Below are 17,731 nucleotides of genomic sequence, written 5' to 3'. Positions count from 1 at the left end.
CGAAGCTCGCACAATGCGGCAACTATTCCATCAAGGTACCTGGCTACAAACCTGCTATCAATGCCAATGCTGGCTTTGATATAGAAGACACACTACCGTAAGATGTTGTGTTCAGCTACTCATCACCCATGAGTGGAGTCAGGAGGTCTCAATGGCGGCGATCTCATCGTCAGAGAACGTCACAGTACGCAAAATGCTTCCGATTCTGAGTGCCAGTACCGTTGGCACGGCTATTGAATGGTATGATTTCTTCTTGTATGGATTTTTCTCGGCAACCATCTTCAACAAGCTATTTTTCCCGCTCCTCGATCCGGTTACCGGTGTCCTGGCATCCTTTACCACCTATTACATCGGCTTTATCGCTCGACCTATTGGAGGTGCCTTCTTTGGTTGGTTTGGTGACCGCATCGGGCGCAAATCTGTGCTGGTTACCACACTGCTCTTAATGGGCATCTCAACCTGTTTGATGGGCCTGGTGCCAACGTATGCTCAAGTCGGTATCCTGGCCCCGCTCCTGATCACCATCCTGCGTTTCCTGCAAGGCGCAGGCGTGGGCGGTGAATGGGGCGGCTCGGTCTTGCTCTCGCTTGAATATGGAGATAACCGTCGTCGTGGTTTCTGGACCAGCTGGCCGCAGACAGGTGTGCCACTGGGACTGGCGCTGGCCGCGATTGTGGTCATTATTACTCGCGCACTATTCACGGGAGCTTCCTTTACCGGTCTGGGCTGGCGTATTCCTTTCTTCCTGAGTGTAGTGCTGATCCTGGTCGGACTCGTTATTCGCTTACGTATCCTGGATACTCCTGCCTTTACTAAATTGAAGGAAGAGAATAGAATCGCGCGGGCCCCATTGGTCGATGCGTTCCGACATCACTGGAAAGATATTATCCTGACGGCCCTGCTGCGTTCAGGTGAGCAGGCTCCATTCTATCTGTTCACCACCTTCGTCCTTGGCTATGGCGTAACTTCGCTCAAGATACCGCTCAACTTGCTATATGTTGGCATTATTGTAGCGGCCGTCGTCTCTTTTATCTTTATGCCCACAGCCAGTTATGTCTCGGATATCATTGGACGCAAGCGCTGGTTCATGATTGGGACGGTGCTGATGGCTCTGTTTGCGTTTCCTTTCTTCCTCTTGCTGCAAACCAAAAATCCGGTAGCGGTTGTGTTCAGTATGGCCTTCGCCATTGGCATCTGTCACGCTTCAGTCTATGGTCCGCAGGCGGCCTTCATTTCCGAACACTTTGGCACAAAATTGCGCTATAGTGGAGCCTCGCTCGGCTATCAACTGGCCTCTTTGACCGCTGGCGGTCCCGCCCCGATCATTGCGACTCTGCTGGTCGCCCAATACCATTCGTATGTGCCCCTGGCACTGTATATCATCCTGATGGCGATCATTTCGTTTTTGTCAGCCGTGGCGCTCAAAGAATACGCCAATAAGGACGCGCAACTCGATCACGATGAAGTGCGTACCCCGGCCCGCGTTACAGCATCAGACGCCTGACAATGTACTAGAGAAGTGAGCCCAGGCGCTATACTCCTGGTAGAGAGTATAGCGCCTGGGCTAAAATATCTGCAGCCGATTTTCCCAACCTCAACCACTACACGGTTGTCTTTGGCGTCGATACAGGTCCAGCGGAAGCGATAGCCTCATTTATACAGGATTGACATTAAAGTTACACAAACTGGCTATCAGTGAAGCTATTCTTCTAGCCGCTCAATCTCTACCTCCAGAGTGTTGAACGGGAGAGATTCTTCTAGCAGCCTTGGCTCAACTGGCAGGAGAGTGTGAGCAGCATCGGGACTATGGGGCGCACCTTCAGGCATATGCTCCCAGAACAAATTTCGTTGAACGGCTAGAGCCTCGGCACTCTGTCCAGCCAGCGCTAACTGAACAGGAGGATCGGTCGCAGGTATGGGGATATCGCCCCCAAATACCTCCAGGTGCTCATTTACCCTGCGTAGCGCCTTCCAGAAGGCCAGCATCTGTCGCCAGATTGGCTGGATGTCAGTTGCCAGTACACTCACCAGCAAGATGAAGAGCGGCAAGAACTTGCTCAACACCATCCATTCCCAGGCAGTGGCTCCTGGAATCATACCCAGGTTCCCTAAGTTTTGTACATCCACATGGAAAAGGTTAAGCAATACAAAGCAACTGGGCAGGCAGGTCAAAAGGACACAAAACATGGTCCGCCTGGTTTGGAACTCGGAACAGGTTACCATACAAACAGCCAGGATATAGGCCAGCGTGCTCCATTGATATTCAAACACCTGCTCATAGAAACAGAGGAAATAGGCCATATAGAACAGAACAGCCTTTGGCAAGGCAATCCTTTTAAGCGTCCCTAAAAAGACGACCACAAGCAGCACGCTATCTTGAATAGCGCGATATATAATATCTGGCCATTGCGTCATGTAGTGTAAGAGGGCGGACAAAGTAATAATTTGATTCGGACCCAGGGTTCCAGACAGGCTAAGGTTGTTGATCAGGTTATCAGTGTAGTAGTTACCAGTCCCGCGATAGAGAAAGATCAGGGTAAAAAACACAAAACAGCCGACGCCAATCAGCGCAAGCTTCCAGCGTCCTTTAAAGATCAACGTCGGGACCAACAAAATTCCGATTGGCTTCACGAGCATCCCTAGCCAGTAGAAGACACCAGCCCACACACCCGATCTTTTCTTGACCAGCAGGATCAGCAATAAAAAAAGAAAGACGTTCAGGACGAAGTGAAATTGCCAGGCAGCCAGTTCTAGATAGCTACTAAAGTTGGCCAGGATGATGAAGGCCGCAAATCCGACATACTTATGCTGGCGAAAGTTCCAGACAAAATAGGCTACCAGTAGCAGCGTCAGGATAGCCTTGAACCATAACCAGATATATGGCGACTGCTCCGGGCTAAAGAGTGCCAGCAACGAGCCCAGTGTGAGTGTGAACAGGGGATGATAGACATTGGAGTTGGCATAGTTCGGTTGAGCGTACTGCGCGCCGTCCGGCAGTGCGGCCCCGGTCAGACTTCCTCCGTGCCAGAAAGCCCAGGCTCCATTGGGCAACTGGTAAAAATCGATGCCCTTCGCTCCTTCGTGCAGCGCGGCGCCGCTAAAAAAGATATTCAACCAGCCAGTCCACACTATAGAGATCAGAAAAAGCAAGTAAACGCATAAACCCAGATAGACCAGGCCGTATGTTTTAAGCTGGTGCCGTATCTCTTCCATTTGCACTCCACCATGATATGTATTGGCAACAAAATCTCTGTTATAAACTATCGGCTCTCAGGTCAGGGTTAGTTATAGAAACCAATATAAAGCATATTATAGCTCAGTTATTTTAACAGAAGAGACAGTAAATGTACAGCCAGAAGGTAAATGGGCTACCTGTAACAGGAGGGATACTGTCATGCTCCCTCCTCTCGTTATTAGAACTGTTTCTCAGGCATATAGGCTGTGATGATAGGCATAGTGTACATGTCTGCCATTTCCAGGCTGCGCCAGGCATGTATCATGCTCAAACGCGAGCTTTCCACGCACAAATACCTGCTGGATCTTCCCTTTGACTTTTGTGCCAGCAAACGGCGTCCAGCCGCATTTCGACACTATCTTCTCATTGGTTATCTCATAGACTTGTTGTGGATCGATCAGTACGATATCCGCGTCTTTACCCACTTCCAGCGCACCTTTGTCCTTTAAACCAAAAATGCGTGCCGGATTCACGACGCAGCGTTTGATAATCTCGCCTGGTTCAACTTTACCCTCCTGGGCGGCATTGAATAGCAGGGGCAGCATCGTCTGGACGCCAGTCATGCCCGAAGGGGCTTTCTGATATGGCTGCATTTTTTCTTCTTTCGTGTGCGGAGCATGGTCTGTACCAATGGTGTCGATGACATCAAAATAGCGCCATAATGCTGCCTGGTCGCTCTTGCTGCGCAACGGAGGATTGACCTTGCCGAAGTTGCCCAGTCGCTGCTGGTCATCTTCGGTCAGGAAGAGATGCAGGGGGGTTACCTCACATGTGACGCGTACACCCTTGTTCCTGGCCTCCTGAATAAGCTCTAATTCCCGCTGCGTCGTGGTGTGGGCGATATGTAGTGCACGACCAACCTTTTCGGCGATGGCTAAAGCACGACTTAACGCGATCTGTGCGCTCAAAGGAGGTCGCGCCCGGTTATGTTCAGTGCTCCCCTGTGCGCCAAAATAGATCAGCGACTGCTCGTCCTCTGCATGCACAACGATTGGCTTATCCAATGGAAAGGTCGAGAAGTGTCGATAGATGGGCGAGAACTCCGTGACCAGCAAAGAACCAGTTGAGGAGCCCATATACAGTTTCATGGCGGCAACCTGATCGGCCACTGCGGCCGCTTCCTCGATATTAGTGTCGGTCGCCCCGAAATAAAAACCATAATCGACGACCGCCTTCTGCGCGGCCAGAGCCTTCTTCTCCTGCAGATGCTCGCGACTATTGGTTGGCGGCTGGGTATTCGGCATGTCCAGTATAGTAGTAACGCCGCCCGCCAGCGCGGCCTGCGTGCCGCTCAGGAAGTCCTCTTTGTGCGTACCACCGGGATCGCGGAAATGGACATGCGAGTCAATAAAACCTGGCAGCACCATCATTCCCTCGGCATCAATTATCTGCTCACCTGGTTCGGGCGTTAGCTGCTCGGCCAGTTCACTGATCTTCTCATCGCGCGTCCGCACATCCAGTCGCACCGGCCCATCAACCAGTATCACAACACCATTCCTGATTAACATATCTATGCTCTCCTCATTTAATATATCGCTACTCCGCATGTTTACGAACGCCAGAATCCCATGGGTATCAGATTTCATTGATTGGTGCAAAAATCGCGCCGAGCGCGATTTTTGCACCAATCAATGAAAAAGGGTGCGGGCGCGAATGCGCCCGCCCGCAAGCGGACGCTGGCGTACTTATAACAGGTCTATTCCCAAAATACTGAATTACTATTATACTGGAAACGTTAATTTACTGCGTACTCAGGTTGAAAGATAGGGAATCAATGCTATTTAAAGCCCTCATTCGTCCGGCCCTGTTTCGTGCCTCTGTCAGCGATCCTGAAATCGCCCACCACTGGTTAATGAATAGAATGGCCACGCTTTCTCACAGTCAAACCGCCCTCAAAATTATTGAGGCCGCCAATGCATATAAATCACCGGTGCTTGAACGCGATGTCTTTGGCGTCCATTTTCCTAATCCTGTCGGGCTCGCCGGTGGCTTTGATAAAAATGGCATCGCGCTCCCGGCCCTGGCCGCGCTTGGTTTTGGCTTTATTGAAGCGGGCACCGTGACCCGCTACGCCCAACCAGGCAATGCGCGACCACGTATTTTTCGGCTCTCGGAGGATAATGCCCTCATTAATCGCATGGGCTTCCCCAACGATGGTGCGGATGCTATTCACGCCCGTTTATCTACGCTGCCGAAGCCCGCGATACCGATCGGTTGGAGTATAGGTAAATCCAAGATCACGCCTCAAGAGGAAGCTATTGAAGATTACCTCTATTCGCTGCGCAAGCTGTATGCTTTTTCAGATTTCTTTACCATCAATGTCAGCTCTCCCAATACGCCTGGATTGCGCCAATTACAGGATAAAGAGCCGCTGGATCGGCTTTTGCAGGCTATCGTGCAGGAGACGGAAACCATCGCGCAAAAAACGAGCAGTCCAGCCAAAGCGGTGCTGGTAAAGATCGCTCCCGACCTGACCGAAAGCCAGCTAGATGATGTGATCGAGGTCTGTCTCAACCGCAATATACGTGGCATTATTGCGACAAATACCACCCTGGCACGTACCGATCTACGCCAAAACTCATCCGAAAGCGGCGGGCTCAGCGGCCGCCCACTACACAGACGCTCATTAGAAGTGATCCGCTACCTCAGCAGGCATCTGGAAAACAAGATCCCCATTGTAGGAGTCGGCGGTATTTTCGGACCCGACGATGCCAGACGAACCCTGGATGCCGGTGCCAGCCTGATTCAAATCTATACCAGCTTTATTTACGAAGGCCCCACCATCATCAAACGCATTAATCAACACCTTGCGCACTCTTGACGCAAAAATAGAATGACCAGCTGCTTGAGTGGAGTGCTGAGCCTCAAGGCCAGAAGCTCAAAACGTTGAGTGGTGGAATAGAGCAACAGATTCTTATAAAATCAGTCAGAAAGCGAGAACGTATGATAACATCTTCTTTTCTCATTCGACCACCCCACTCTCCAGATGAACTTACAGATCATATACAAGGATATGTTGAAGTAGCCCAGTCTTTTTCTCCTGACCCTTTACCAAAGGATACAGTGGATCGGCTGCTACGCAAACTCATTTCTCTCCCTGGCTATCGTAAAGAGCAGGTACGCAGCGCGTATCACAACGATGAACACCTTGGGGGTTACAGGATCTATGAGCGTCTGTTGCGTGTGGGAACCGCTCGGCTTGCCACTGGCTGTATCGGAGGGGTCTACACACGTGCCGAAGCTCGCAATCAAGGTGTAGCAACTGCGCTGATGCACGATGCGATTGCGTACGCGCAAGCTCATGAGTATCCCTTGCTGCTACTCGATGGCATTCCGAAATTTTATCACCGTTATGGCTACTGCGATGTGTATGACCTGTCCACATTAGAATTCGATCGTCAAGCCATCCTGGCGTTGGCGGAGAGTCCCTACTCAGTGCGTCAAGCGACACTGGAAGACGCGACAAGTTTGCTCACGCTCTATGAGCGCCATCTGGGCATCTACACCGGAAGTTTTGAAAGGTCAATTGAGCAGCAGATCCATTGGATGCAGCACATTAAGCTGGAACACCTGTTGGTGGCAACTGATCCTGCCGACCAGGTGAGAGGATATCTCTTCCTGGCTGCTACTCAAGCAAGAGGCCCTTTCTTCTTAGCCGGCACTCAGGTATGGGAACTGGCAGTTGATGATTGGCCGGCTGCTGCTGCTTTGCTTCAATACCATGTACGATCAGGAAAAGAAGAGAGCGATCAAACAGCATCAGAGATTATTCGTTATAGCATACCGCCCACGTCCCCTGTGGTGCAGTGGCTGGGTGAAAATCTGGAGGTCATTGACATTTCCACCTGGGACATGCCAGTCTTTGGTTGGGCTATGCGAGAACAGACCTTTCGTCATCAGAACGCGGGCTGGATGGCCCGTCTGGTGAACTTATCTGCTTTGGCACGAGCAATGCTGCCAGAATGGCAGGCTCGCTGGCAGCAGTCGTTAGCCCACTGGTCAGGTGATATTTCTCTGCTGATAGGCGACGAAGCGTTCACACTGCATATCGTTGGTGAGGATCTTCAGCTGTTAAATGAGCCAGGTAATACCGAGCATACCTTTATATTAACCCCACAAGCTTTTACACAGGCAATTTTTGGTTATTGTCCCATTACAAGAGCGATACAGCTACGCGAGCACCAACTGACTAGCGATCTCGTCACTGTGCTCACAATCCTCTTTCCCACCGGACGGACCTGGATACCTACTTCAGATTGGTTTTAAGATGAGGTGACCACATTCATATCGAGCATTCGAGCACAGAGAAGCAATCGGACACATGATGCGAACATATGGGGGTGCACCTGTGTGCCATTCATTCGTTCCCGGGACGCTTCGAGCGGCGCCCGAACCGCTTGGCGGCCCATTGAGCTTTCTCTATACTACGCTCAACGTAATAATACGTTTTATGATATAGAGAGGAGCTCTACATGCTTTCGCGTTTACCTTTGCGGCCAGGACTGAAGCGGCTGATCAGGATTTTCCTGTCTCTTCTGCTCATTCTGATCGTTATCATTGTCTCGGGGGTTGCGTTTATCGAGATTCAGCGCCATCGGACGGTGGCGCTGCCCGCGCCGAGCGGTCCGTTTGCCGTTGGGCGCATGGAATATGATTGGACCGATCGGTCGCGTGTCGATCCATTCGCACCTCACGCGGGGCAAAAAAGAGAGCTGGTCGTCTGGAGTTGGTATCCAGCCGCGCATACGTCGGGCTCGCAGTCCGCGCCATATCTGCCGGCGAAATGGGGGCAGGCCAACGACAACCAGATCATGCAAAGCAACGATTCCATTCAGACCCATAGCATCGATCATGCACCGCTATCCAGCAGCTCAGAACGCTATCCTGTGCTTATCTTTGAGCCGGGCATGGGTAAGATTCCCACCCAGTACACCACTTTGCTTGAGGATCTGGCCAGCCACGGCTACATCATTTTCGCCATCAACCCAACCTATAGCGCTGACGTGGTGGCCTTCCCGGATGGTCGCGTGGCGGAGGCAACCAATGCCGGAAAAGTCGAGGACGGTGCGAACCTGCAAGTGGCAGGTGATCGGATCATTCAGGTGTGGGCGCAGGACGTGATCTTTACCATGAATCAGCTTGATACGTTGAATGCGCAGCCTGGAAATATATTCAGCCAGCACCTCGATCTCACGCGGCTGGGCCTGTTTGGACATTCCTTCGGGGGTGCTACGGCCGCCCAGGTCTGCCATATGGATGCGCGCTGCAAGGCTGGCATAGACATCGATGGCGCCCTGTTCGGCAGCGTCGCGCAGTCGGGAGTCACCCAGCCGTTCATGGTCATGCAGCACGATCCAGGCGCCTGCTCCGATGCCGACTGTCGTTCGTTTCAGAACAAGGTTCATACGATCCTGCGCACGGTCCCAAAGGACTCGAGCTATGACCTCAGCGTCAAAAACACCGAGCACTTCAACTTCTCAGACTACGCCGTCTACTTCTCGCCGCTGCGCCTCTTCGGCCTGCTCGGCTCCATCGACGGCCAGCGCGGCATACAGATCACCCGCACCTATGTGCGCACCTTCTTCGATACCTATCTGAACAATAAGCCCTCTCCGCTCCTGCGGGAACCGACCAACGCCTATCCAGAGGTACAATTCTCTGCTCCTTGAGAACTCAAGTTTCAACAATTCACACATCCTGGTTCGTTCTCAGACCGCTCCACATTGCTCGATTACCTGGGGGCATGAGGCGACCAGGATGCAGATTATCTGGGAAGTACTCGACTCAAATGTTAGAAAGACGCTGCTGCCACCGCAGCGACAAAGAGCACCAGGCAAACGGGCGTGTAGACTATAAGATTGAGCTTGTAGAACAGTTCGCTCCTGGATACAGCCAGCCGTAGCACCCACACAATGCCTGCTAGACCACGCAGAAGGAACCCAACGGCAACCACCAGGATGCCAGATTGGAGCAACAAATCCGGAATGAGCAGTCCAAACATCCCCAGATGATGAACCCGAGCTAGCACGATCAGCGCGCCACAAAATAGCAGACAGGCGAGTGGAACCAGAACTGCTGGTCTGAAAGATCGCGTTTTGTTTATGTTGAGTACCGCCTGTGCCAGGGAAAGCTTATTCCGTGCAGGCCAGAGTTGACCTGTAGCCCAGTATGCATGCAGTAAACCATCTACAACAAGCACTGATGCTACGAGTATTCCTGCGAGTTCTTTTACATATTGACTCATTATTTTCTCCCTTTCCCTATGCTGCTAAAAAGCTCAAGAGCAACTGATTCACTTTTTCAGGCTGATCGTCATAAACGAGATGCCCGGCATGATCGAGCACGACAATGCTGGCCTGAGGATCCAATCGGTGCCAGCGCTGAACATAGCTGGATGAGTCCTCAATCGTATCTTGTTTGCCCCAGATGACCAAGGTTGGTGTCTTCATCTTTGGAATGAGTTGGTCGGTCACGCTCCAATGAAGGTTGCGTTCCAGCACCCACTGTGAGACCAGGTTGCGATGAAACGTCAGTTGAGGATAGAGTTCCTGAGCCATGTCTGCTGTAACCTTTGACTTATCGAACAGGAGTCCCTCTAACAACTGCTTCGCCGCATCAGCGCTTGTCGGCATAGAGAGTTTCATTGTGGCTTCGCCCCATACGGACCACTTTGCGAGTTCGTAAAACCAGGGATCGGGCAGATCTAAGCCTGCATTATCCATGCCTACATATTTGATTACCCTCTCAGGGTGCTTCTCAGTAAAGTACAGAGCCATTCCGCCGCCCCAGGAATTACCGCCAAATACTGCCCTGGAAATGTGCAGCGTATTCATAAACATCAGCAATGACCGGTCAATCGAGTCCAGCGTGTAGATGGTAGTAAAGTCGGGATTTTTTGTGGTCGGAGTTGTATACCCATCGCCCGGCGGATCGATCACATAGACCGAGTAATGTGGTGCCAGAGCGGCAACGATATTACGGAATTCATAGATCCAGGCGCCACCACCGGGCATGAATACGACTGGTTCTCCGCTCCCTTCGTGCAGATAGTGCAAACGAAAGTTACCTGCATCAATGTAGTGATCAAGGTGCTGCTCCTGGATCTGTGCCAGGTAGGCAGGTGTATGGGCGTGATCCTCCTGGGGCATGTAGACATAAGCAACAGACAACAAGACGATGAAACAAAGTGATAACAAAGTAACAAAACTATACGTTGTTCGACGTAGCCACTTGTGCTTTAACCAGAAGCGTTTCATATGATTCTCTTTTTCTCGTTATTATATATTCGCTGAACATACAGCGAATCAAACAGCCAAAAAAACAATGTTCATTGCCAGAAAAGGATGAGCTAGCTTACATTGGGACGGTCATGGCTGTCTCCAAGCAGCAGATGGACAATATGCTGCTTATATCGAGCACGGAAGTCGGGATCATGGACATTGACACCTAATGGCCTGAGGAACGTTTCCGCGTGGGCCATTGGGAACCAGCAGAGAGCGGTGAGATCAATGAGAAATTGCTCTGCATTGCCTTGCCACCCTAAATCCTCTTGCAAAGCCTGTACAGCCTCGCGCAAGAGTTGGAGTTGAGCGGGAAGAGACCCCAGATCGCGGGTTCCATGTAAGGCTTCCCACTCGGTCAAGCGAACAAAAGTCGGATGGGTCGTCAAGTCATCAAACAGGCGCTCAATGACCACGCGCAGAATCTCTTGCGCATTGACATCAGGAGCATGTGCCTGTTCATGGATAAACGTGATCAGATCTTGCGAACGCGTAAATGTCCGTTCAAGAACGGCGCGATAGAGTCCCTCCTTCGAGCCAAAAAAGTAGTTCGGCAATCCACGTGTAATTCCTGCCAGATCACAGATTTCCTGGAGGCTTGCCGCATCATACCCTTTTTCAGCAAACACTGTTTCAGCAGCGTCCAAAATCGCTTGTTTGCTGGCTGCGGCAGCTTCTGTTCTTCGGGTGCTCTTTCCCCGATCGTTCATGGTTGTCTCCTCCGCTCTCTAAATAGCACCACATATTTTAGCATGCGAATATTCATTCGCTATACGTATAGTTAATATAGCAAGAACAGAGAGGCAAAGTCAAGAGGAGAAGGATGATCTTTTTCCTCTCTGCCATCTACACTATCGGATTGGCGTGCTGAAACAGCTTATTCGGTAATTGCGATCACTCGCAGCGGGCTACCCGAGCCTTTGAGAATTTTGAGGGGGGCGGCAATCACAATCGCCCCCGTGGGTGGGAGTTGATCCAGATTGGTGAGGCTGGTAAGTCCGAAACGGCCAGATCCATGTAAGAAGGTATGCATAGGAAATGGTGGATCAAAGCCGCCGGCCTGCCCGGCATCGGTGCCAACGGTCTCAACTCCCAGCCCCAAAATATCTCGCTCATTGATTAAGAACTGGATACATTCTTGTTGCAGGCTGGGAGAATGTGCTCCGTCAGCCTGAATGTTTAAGAAGGCTTCTCGTCCCTGGCGCTGGCTCCAACCTGTATATAGCAGTACCCAGGCGCCTGCTGGGATCTGACCATGCTGGTTCTCCCACCGCAACACGTCTTCTTTCGAGAGCAAAAAATCCGGCGCTTGAGCCACTTCAGCGGTGACGTTGATCACGCAGGCAGGACCAATAAATTTGCGGGCGGGGATGGTATCAGTAGAGTTATTGGGCAGATCTTTGCCCGTAATCCAGTGAATCGGCGCATCAAAGTGCGTGCCCGTATGCTCTCCCATGTTAAGCACGTTCCAATACCATGCAGGACCTCGCTCATCATAATGCGATATCTCTGTCAGGGTTACGCCGGGAGAGGGCGCGAACATCGGTGGCAAATCAATGACTGGCGTTTCAGGTTCCAGCAATGAGGTTAAGTCTACCACTTTGAGCTGACCGGTCTGTAGTTCTTCCAGAAATTGCGCCAGGATTCGCTTCGGGGCAGTGCTCATGAGTTGCTCCTTTTTTATATGCACGACAGCTTATGACAGTATGATTGATCAGGGGTTGCTTAGCGAGAGAGAGCCATTTCCGCCAGCTTGCGCTTAAACTGAAAGCGATTTTCCAGCAGTGGCAAGTCCATCTGAAATGATTTGGGACCCACAGCCTCGACTTTAGACACGATGGTGGTCATTGCCCCAGTCGACAGCGCCTGCTGAACGGCGTCTTTCAGGCTCTCTGGTGTATCGGCCTCTTTGACCACTGGTATACCAGAAGCGCGAGCGATACCGGCCAGGTCGGTGCCGGTCGCGGTCGCCGTGGGAAATCCCCCCACCGAGAGCAGGCTCTCATTATCAAAGACGATATGCAGCAGATTAGCGGGCTTGTAGCGCGCCATAGTACTGAGGGTCCCCAGATTCATAAGCAGTGAGCCATCACCATCCATTACGATAACCTTGTGTCGGGGCATGGCCAGTGCGATCCCTAATCCCATCGAGGACGCCAGCCCCATCGCGTGCTCCAGATAGAAGAAGTTGTGGCGATGTCCCAGATTGTACAGTTCGACGGCCACCGCACCCATGATGGTGACAACGATATGTTCTTGAATGTCGGGATAAATAGTTTTTAAGGCATCCGCTCGGAGCATACTCATTCCTCCCACATCAATTCACGCGACAATAAAATAGCGACTGGATGCAGGGCTGCATGGGCCAGCGTCTGCGCATCTTTGATGCGACGATCAATGTCCACCGCATTGTTCAGATGCCAGATAGGGATGTTCAGGGAACGCAATATTGGTTCGGTCACCAGGCCACCCTGTGTTTGCCAGGCGTCCTTTTCGCCCATGTGACCTCGATAACTTATCAGCATCACCAGGGGGATTTTATACAAGAGGGCCAGCGAAACAATCGGGTTGATGGCGGCCAGGAAGCCATGATTCTGCATCAACAGGGCGCTATTCACACCGGCCAGGTGGGCGCCAGCTGAGATACCAATGGCCTCTTCTTCTTTGGCAATGCGCACCAACTGCATGTCTGGGTCTTCATCAGCCATGCGGATGAGATGCACCAGCCATGTCTCTGGCAGCGCTGAAATAATTTTCACATCACACGCTTTGAGGGCATTATAGATTAGTTTGGAATTGGAGACGGAAACAGGCAAGCTAGCCTCCTATCAATAAAAGCTAAAGTAATGCCATGACTGGCTCCAGCAACCAGCGCAATTGTGCCATTGCTTGTTTCATGTGTGGTCATCAGTCCATCCTGCTCAATTCGCTTGAAAATAGCGGTTAGCTATTGCAAGCGCCATATGAGCGAGCAATTCGATATTGAATTATCCGCTCATATAGTTTACAACTAGTATAATATATTTTCTCTACTGCTGTCGCCCTCTATTGTCACTATTGACCTGGCTGATGGATAATCTGTGACAGGGCTGTTTTCACCAGGCTGGATGGGATGGCAAAGCCAACGCCATTGGCAGGTGTATTTGACTCAGTATTGATGGCGGCCAATGTTGGAATGCCAATCAATTCACCCTGTTCATTAATCAGGGCCCCACCACTATTACCCGGATTAATGGCGGCATCGGTTTGAATCGCATTGTTGATGGTTACGTTGGTTGACTCGGTGACGCTACGGTTCAGGGCGCTGATAATACCACTGGTGACAGTTTCTGTGATGCCTAGCGGATTACCAACAGCCAGGACATTCTGTCCCACCGTCAATTTAGTTGAGTCGCCGATTGTGGCAACAACCATCTTAGTAAAAGGTTGCACATGCACCACAGCCAGGTCATCAGCGGCGGCAGTACCGACCAGTTGGGCCGCCATCGATCGTCCATCATTGAGAACAACCTTGATCGCCTGAGCGCCATCTACCACGTGGTTATTTGTAATAATATCGCCATTTTTATCAATGATCACACCTGAGCCAATCTGCTGTCCTTGCGAAGTGGTAACATCCAGTTCGACTACCGAGGGCTTGATCTTCTCAATTGCAGCTTCTTGCTGTGTCTGGGGCAACGTCGAACTGACCGTTGCGTTCGATGAGCTTGAGCTCGTCGTAGTGTGAGTGGTAGCAGTAGCAGTTGTAGCTGAACCACTACCAGCGTACTGCCAGCCAGCAAACAGGCCAAGACCGAAGATGAGCAGTAGCGCAATAGTCAGCAAGAATATCGCTCCGGTGCGTAGCCCCGAAGGCTTTTTATTCTTAGGCGGCTGCGAAACCGGCCTCTGTGGCGAGTCTCCTCCCTGCCCATAGTAGGGTCCCTGCGGTGCGCCTCCTCCCTGCTGCTCATAATAAGAAGAAGTATGATCTAATACAGCAGGCACTGGTGAAGATTCTGGTCGAGGCACATACGGTGTATGAGTTGGAGCATATTCATTTTCATCCCTAAACATAGTTCTTAACCTTCTGCTTTTTTCTCTAGCACGATTTATCATCACTTTTAGGTACACATTCTTTGTAGTTTCTCTATTCCTAAGATAGAACAGAATAATCAAATAAATTCTAGACAAATGTAAAATGAATGTAAGAAACTACTATTGCTCCATTTTGGGTGCCACTGTAGAGAATACGGAGGGAAACACCGTGCAATAGTTTCCCTCCATAGAATACAACCAAACGTTAGTCTACATCTACACGTCTACACGTTCTTATGACCCGGATTTTTTCTGTCGCTCCATTTCTCTCAGTTCGATACGGCGAATTTTTCCCGAAATGGTCTTGGGGAGTGTATCCACGAATTCAATTTCGCGTGGATATTTATACGGGGCAGTCACACGCTTGACATGCTCTTGTAATTCAGTGGCTAGCGCGGGCGTTGGCTGATAGCCTGGAGCCAGAATCACATACGCTTTCACTATCTCGCCACGCATGGCATCGGGACTGGCAATCACAGCCGACTCGGCAACAGCGGGATGCTCTTTGAGGGCACTCTCAACTTCAAAGGGTCCAATGCGATAACCGGCTGAGATAATCACGTCGTCGGCCCTGCCAACAAACCATAGGTAGCCATCTTCGTCTTTATAAGCGCGATCGCCCGTGATATACCAATCGCCACGAATACTGGCTGCGGTAGCCTCGGGATTATGCCAGTATTCCTGGAACATCCATTTGGGCCGTTCGGGCTTGATGCGTACCGCGATATCTCCTTCCTGGTTCGACGGCAATTCCTGTCCCTCGTGGTCGATAACGCTGACATCGAAACCAGGAGATGGCTTGCCCATCGAACCGGGCTTGACTGCAAGTGAAGGGAAGTTGGCGCACAGGAGCACTGTCTCGGTCTGCCCATAGCCATCGCGAATCGTCAGGCCGGTGTTTTGTTCCCACATACGTATGACTTCAGGATTCAATGGCTCGCCAGCGCCGACACAATGGCGCAAAGCTTTCGGCGCGTGTGTCTTGAGATAGGCGATCGGCTCATCCAGTACAAGCATGCGATAGACGGTTGGGGGAGCGCAGAGTGTCGAAATAGGATAAGTATGCAGCATATCCAGCGTTTCATTGGCATTGAATTTTCCACGCGCATCCTGAATAAACATAGCCGCGCCCATCACCCACGGTCCAAACAGATTGCTCCAGGCTGCTTTGGCCCATCCTGGGTCCCCAACGTTCCAATGGAGGTCATCCTCACCCAGATCTAACCAATATTTGCCAGTAATGGTATGACCAATGGGATAGCTGGCATGCGTATGGAGAACCATCTTGGGATAGCCAACAGTCCCGGATGTAAAATACACCATACAAGGATCATCGCTCCGTGTCTTGGGGCCACGATACTCAGGCTCAGCCTGTGAAATAATGGTATGGTAATCAGTCCATTCGGACTTTAAAGGAACTCCTGGCTTCTCGTCTTTCTCATCTACCAGAATCGTGTGCTTTACCGTCATACAACTATCTCGCACCTGATCAAACTTCTGGGCTCCTTCACGATCCGTGATAATCCCTTGCACATCCGCAACTTCAGTCCGATATTGAATATCTGTGGGTGTCAATAGCGTCGTACAGGGAATCACAATCGCACCAAGCTTGATCAAACCAAGCACGGTTTCCCACCACTCAGGCAGGCGTGGCAACATCACCATGACACAATCCCCCTTCTGGATATTCAGGCCAGCAAACACGTTGGCTGCACGACTGGAAAGCTCAGCAAATTGAGCAAAGGAGATCAGCCGTTCCTGCATGTTCTTACCAACCCAGAACATAGCCAGTTTGGTGGGATTTTGCGCCCATTTTCCAATCACATCCGTTGAGAAGTTGAAATATTCGGGAACATCCAAAGAGAAGTTGCGGCACTCAGCCTCATAGTCGGTCATATTAGGAATCTTAGAGGTAGCCATGAACAACGCTCCTTAATAACTATGACACCCAGCATTATACAACAGCGTAAAAATGCACTCGTTGCTTGTATGATATCATGTTCACGAACCAATCGTTATTCATCATGCCACTCATATACACAAATATAACATGTCCATCTATGACTCTGATGTGGAAAAAGCTTTTGTTGAAGGACTTGAGAAGCGTGATGATGTCAAGTTTTATCTAAAACTGCCAAGGTGGTTTATGGTGCTTGCTCCTGTCGGAAACTATAATCCTGGCTGGGCAGTTGTCATCGAAGAACGAGACGCCTATGGGCAATCAACGGATAAACCTTTGCTTTATTTGATCTGCGAGACTAAGGGTACAACACATCTTGATGACCTACGTCCTGATGAACGGCGGAAAATAGCATGTGGTTACACTAGCCGCTTAGATCGTCTATTTTCCCAGCATGCTACAATATATCGTCTATATCCTCTGATCGAGCTTTAATGGTTTCATCGTCTTTTCTATAGATAATGATGTGGGCAACCGGCCACGTGGCGGGGGCTTTGACCCCACCGTCAATAATATGGTTCTTGACGCCCGCATATACCAACAGTTCAGCTTCACGCAAACGGGCAATCGCTGCACTCATTTCAAATTCTGCCTGTATATGGCGCTTTGGTTCAATATAGTCCCATGCATCGATATAGTCGGAAGTATCTTGAAAGAAAGCGCCAATCAGCTCAGCTTCCTCACGTGATCGAGGCTCAGGGTTATCATGGTGGGCGGCGAGGGTATGGACTACCATCTCCATTAATTCCTTGCCAGTATCAATTCGTTTGAGCATAACTGGCTTATCTGCTTCTGGGTTGCGGATTTTGATTGCAGGAGGAGTAGATGAGATGCGATCTTTTACCCATTGCTCATGTTCCTGTTTCAGTTCGAGTAAACGTTGTTCAGTAAAATAGTTAGTTTGCTCATCAATCATCTTGTGGTCTGAAAGACATAACAGAAGTAGATTGGTATAACTATCTACTTCTTTGCGTGGCATCGGGCGGAAGCGTGGCCCATTTGGTTGTTCACTCACAATGTGAGCTTCTTCTCCCACTACTACATCCTTATCGCCGTCTTTTGCATCGACTGTTAAATGACTCTTGCAAAGGGTACATACACCACCAGCACGCGCCCAAAGCAATTTACGATCACGATCTGCCAAAGGCATAATTCTTACCCTTATAGGCAAACAGATAA

The 17,731-nt window shown here is 50.6% G+C and carries 16 protein-coding genes; 5 read left to right on the top strand and 11 right to left on the bottom strand.

What is annotated here, in order from left to right; translation table 11 throughout:
* Positions 1-151: 151 nt before the first annotated feature.
* Positions 152-1,504, top strand: a complete 1,353-nt coding sequence (locus JMI88_RS09785) for an MFS transporter (protein WP_201361618.1) — start codon at positions 152-154, stop codon at positions 1,502-1,504.
* Positions 1,505-1,701: 197 nt separating this feature from the next.
* On the opposite strand, the gene JMI88_RS09780 is transcribed toward JMI88_RS09785, so the two are convergent.
* The gene (locus tag JMI88_RS09780; RefSeq protein ID WP_201361617.1) at positions 1,702-3,213 is read right to left on the bottom strand and encodes a glycosyltransferase family 87 protein; all 1,512 of its coding nucleotides are present in this window, start codon (positions 3,211-3,213) and stop codon (positions 1,702-1,704) included.
* A gap of 213 nt (positions 3,214-3,426) precedes the next feature.
* Complete coding sequence (locus JMI88_RS09775; protein WP_201361616.1) at positions 3,427-4,743, bottom strand: dihydroorotase; 1,317 nt, start codon at positions 4,741-4,743, stop codon at positions 3,427-3,429.
* Between the two features lie 266 nt (positions 4,744-5,009).
* Here JMI88_RS09775 and JMI88_RS09770 point away from each other — a divergent pair, with 266 nt between their 5' ends.
* The 3 genes from JMI88_RS09770 to JMI88_RS09760 all read left to right on the top strand — a co-directional run bounded on the left by JMI88_RS09770 (position 5,010) and on the right by JMI88_RS09760 (position 8,904).
* A complete protein-coding gene (locus JMI88_RS09770) occupies positions 5,010-6,056 on the top strand; it encodes a quinone-dependent dihydroorotate dehydrogenase (protein WP_201361615.1) in 1,047 nt (348 codons plus the stop codon).
* Between the two features lie 122 nt (positions 6,057-6,178).
* Positions 6,179-7,501 (top strand): GNAT family N-acetyltransferase, encoded by a 1,323-nt coding sequence (locus JMI88_RS09765; protein ID WP_201361614.1) that lies wholly within the window; start codon positions 6,179-6,181, stop codon positions 7,499-7,501.
* 206 nt (positions 7,502-7,707) lie between these two features.
* Positions 7,708-8,904: an alpha/beta hydrolase family protein gene (locus JMI88_RS09760; protein ID WP_201361613.1), complete on the top strand. Its 1,197-nt coding sequence runs from the start codon at positions 7,708-7,710 to the stop codon at positions 8,902-8,904.
* A gap of 122 nt (positions 8,905-9,026) precedes the next feature.
* Here JMI88_RS09760 and JMI88_RS09755 read toward each other — a convergent pair whose 3' ends face one another.
* From JMI88_RS09755 to JMI88_RS09720, 8 genes are all read right to left on the bottom strand, one after another.
* Entirely contained in the window at positions 9,027-9,479 is a 453-nt protein-coding gene (locus tag JMI88_RS09755) for a DUF3995 domain-containing protein (RefSeq protein ID WP_201361612.1), read from the bottom strand.
* A gap of 16 nt (positions 9,480-9,495) precedes the next feature.
* On the bottom strand, positions 9,496-10,491 hold the full coding sequence (locus tag JMI88_RS09750) for an alpha/beta fold hydrolase (RefSeq protein ID WP_201361611.1): 996 nt from the start codon (positions 10,489-10,491) through the stop codon (positions 9,496-9,498).
* Positions 10,492-10,583: 92 nt separating this feature from the next.
* A complete protein-coding gene (locus JMI88_RS09745) occupies positions 10,584-11,225 on the bottom strand; it encodes a TetR/AcrR family transcriptional regulator (protein WP_201361610.1) in 642 nt (213 codons plus the stop codon).
* Positions 11,226-11,392: 167 nt separating this feature from the next.
* On the bottom strand, positions 11,393-12,181 hold the full coding sequence (locus tag JMI88_RS09740) for a cyclase family protein (RefSeq protein ID WP_201361609.1): 789 nt from the start codon (positions 12,179-12,181) through the stop codon (positions 11,393-11,395).
* Between the two features lie 59 nt (positions 12,182-12,240).
* Positions 12,241-12,816: a thiamine pyrophosphate-dependent enzyme gene (locus JMI88_RS09735; protein WP_201361608.1), complete on the bottom strand. Its 576-nt coding sequence runs from the start codon at positions 12,814-12,816 to the stop codon at positions 12,241-12,243.
* A gap of 2 nt (positions 12,817-12,818) precedes the next feature.
* Entirely contained in the window at positions 12,819-13,331 is a 513-nt protein-coding gene (locus tag JMI88_RS09730; RefSeq protein WP_201361607.1) for a thiamine pyrophosphate-binding protein, read from the bottom strand.
* A 238-nt stretch (positions 13,332-13,569) separates the two neighbouring features.
* A complete protein-coding gene (locus JMI88_RS09725; protein WP_201361606.1) occupies positions 13,570-14,571 on the bottom strand; it encodes a S1C family serine protease in 1,002 nt (333 codons plus the stop codon).
* Between the two features lie 255 nt (positions 14,572-14,826).
* Positions 14,827-16,512 carry an AMP-binding protein gene (locus JMI88_RS09720; RefSeq protein ID WP_201361605.1) on the bottom strand — a complete coding sequence of 562 codons (1,686 nt, stop codon included), beginning with the start codon at positions 16,510-16,512 and terminating at the stop codon, positions 14,827-14,829.
* Positions 16,513-16,642: 130 nt separating this feature from the next.
* On the opposite strand from JMI88_RS09720, the gene JMI88_RS40625 reads away from it, so the two are divergent.
* Positions 16,643-16,987 carry a restriction endonuclease gene (locus tag JMI88_RS40625; RefSeq protein ID WP_373323796.1) on the top strand — a complete coding sequence of 115 codons (345 nt, stop codon included), beginning with the start codon at positions 16,643-16,645 and terminating at the stop codon, positions 16,985-16,987.
* On the opposite strand, the gene JMI88_RS09715 is transcribed toward JMI88_RS40625, so the two are convergent.
* Positions 16,950-17,702, bottom strand: a complete 753-nt coding sequence (locus JMI88_RS09715) for a hypothetical protein (protein WP_201361604.1) — start codon at positions 17,700-17,702, stop codon at positions 16,950-16,952. The two genes, JMI88_RS40625 and JMI88_RS09715, sit on opposite strands and share 38 nt — an antisense overlap.
* Positions 17,703-17,731 lie beyond the last annotated feature (29 nt).

The organism is Dictyobacter formicarum, assembly GCF_016587435.1.
This window is presented reverse-complemented; position numbering and strand designations above follow the sequence as displayed.

Coding starts and splice junctions, on each gene's coding strand:
- JMI88_RS09720 (WP_201361605.1), bottom strand. CDS start 16,512: ATGGCTACCTCTAAGATTCCTAATATGACCGACTATGAGGCTGAGTGC.
- JMI88_RS09755 (WP_201361612.1), bottom strand. CDS start 9,479: ATGAGTCAATATGTAAAAGAACTCGCAGGAATACTCGTAGCATCAGTG.
- JMI88_RS40625 (WP_373323796.1), top strand. CDS start 16,643: ATGTCCATCTATGACTCTGATGTGGAAAAAGCTTTTGTTGAAGGACTT.
- JMI88_RS09760 (WP_201361613.1), top strand. CDS start 7,708: ATGCTTTCGCGTTTACCTTTGCGGCCAGGACTGAAGCGGCTGATCAGG.
- JMI88_RS09765 (WP_201361614.1), top strand. CDS start 6,179: ATGATAACATCTTCTTTTCTCATTCGACCACCCCACTCTCCAGATGAA.
- JMI88_RS09770 (WP_201361615.1), top strand. CDS start 5,010: ATGCTATTTAAAGCCCTCATTCGTCCGGCCCTGTTTCGTGCCTCTGTC.
- JMI88_RS09780 (WP_201361617.1), bottom strand. CDS start 3,213: ATGGAAGAGATACGGCACCAGCTTAAAACATACGGCCTGGTCTATCTG.
- JMI88_RS09740 (WP_201361609.1), bottom strand. CDS start 12,181: ATGAGCACTGCCCCGAAGCGAATCCTGGCGCAATTTCTGGAAGAACTA.
- JMI88_RS09745 (WP_201361610.1), bottom strand. CDS start 11,225: ATGAACGATCGGGGAAAGAGCACCCGAAGAACAGAAGCTGCCGCAGCC.
- JMI88_RS09725 (WP_201361606.1), bottom strand. CDS start 14,571: ATGTTTAGGGATGAAAATGAATATGCTCCAACTCATACACCGTATGTG.
- JMI88_RS09750 (WP_201361611.1), bottom strand. CDS start 10,491: ATGAAACGCTTCTGGTTAAAGCACAAGTGGCTACGTCGAACAACGTAT.
- JMI88_RS09785 (WP_201361618.1), top strand. CDS start 152: ATGGCGGCGATCTCATCGTCAGAGAACGTCACAGTACGCAAAATGCTT.
- JMI88_RS09715 (WP_201361604.1), bottom strand. CDS start 17,702: ATGCCTTTGGCAGATCGTGATCGTAAATTGCTTTGGGCGCGTGCTGGT.
- JMI88_RS09775 (WP_201361616.1), bottom strand. CDS start 4,743: ATGTTAATCAGGAATGGTGTTGTGATACTGGTTGATGGGCCGGTGCGA.
- JMI88_RS09735 (WP_201361608.1), bottom strand. CDS start 12,816: ATGCTCCGAGCGGATGCCTTAAAAACTATTTATCCCGACATTCAAGAA.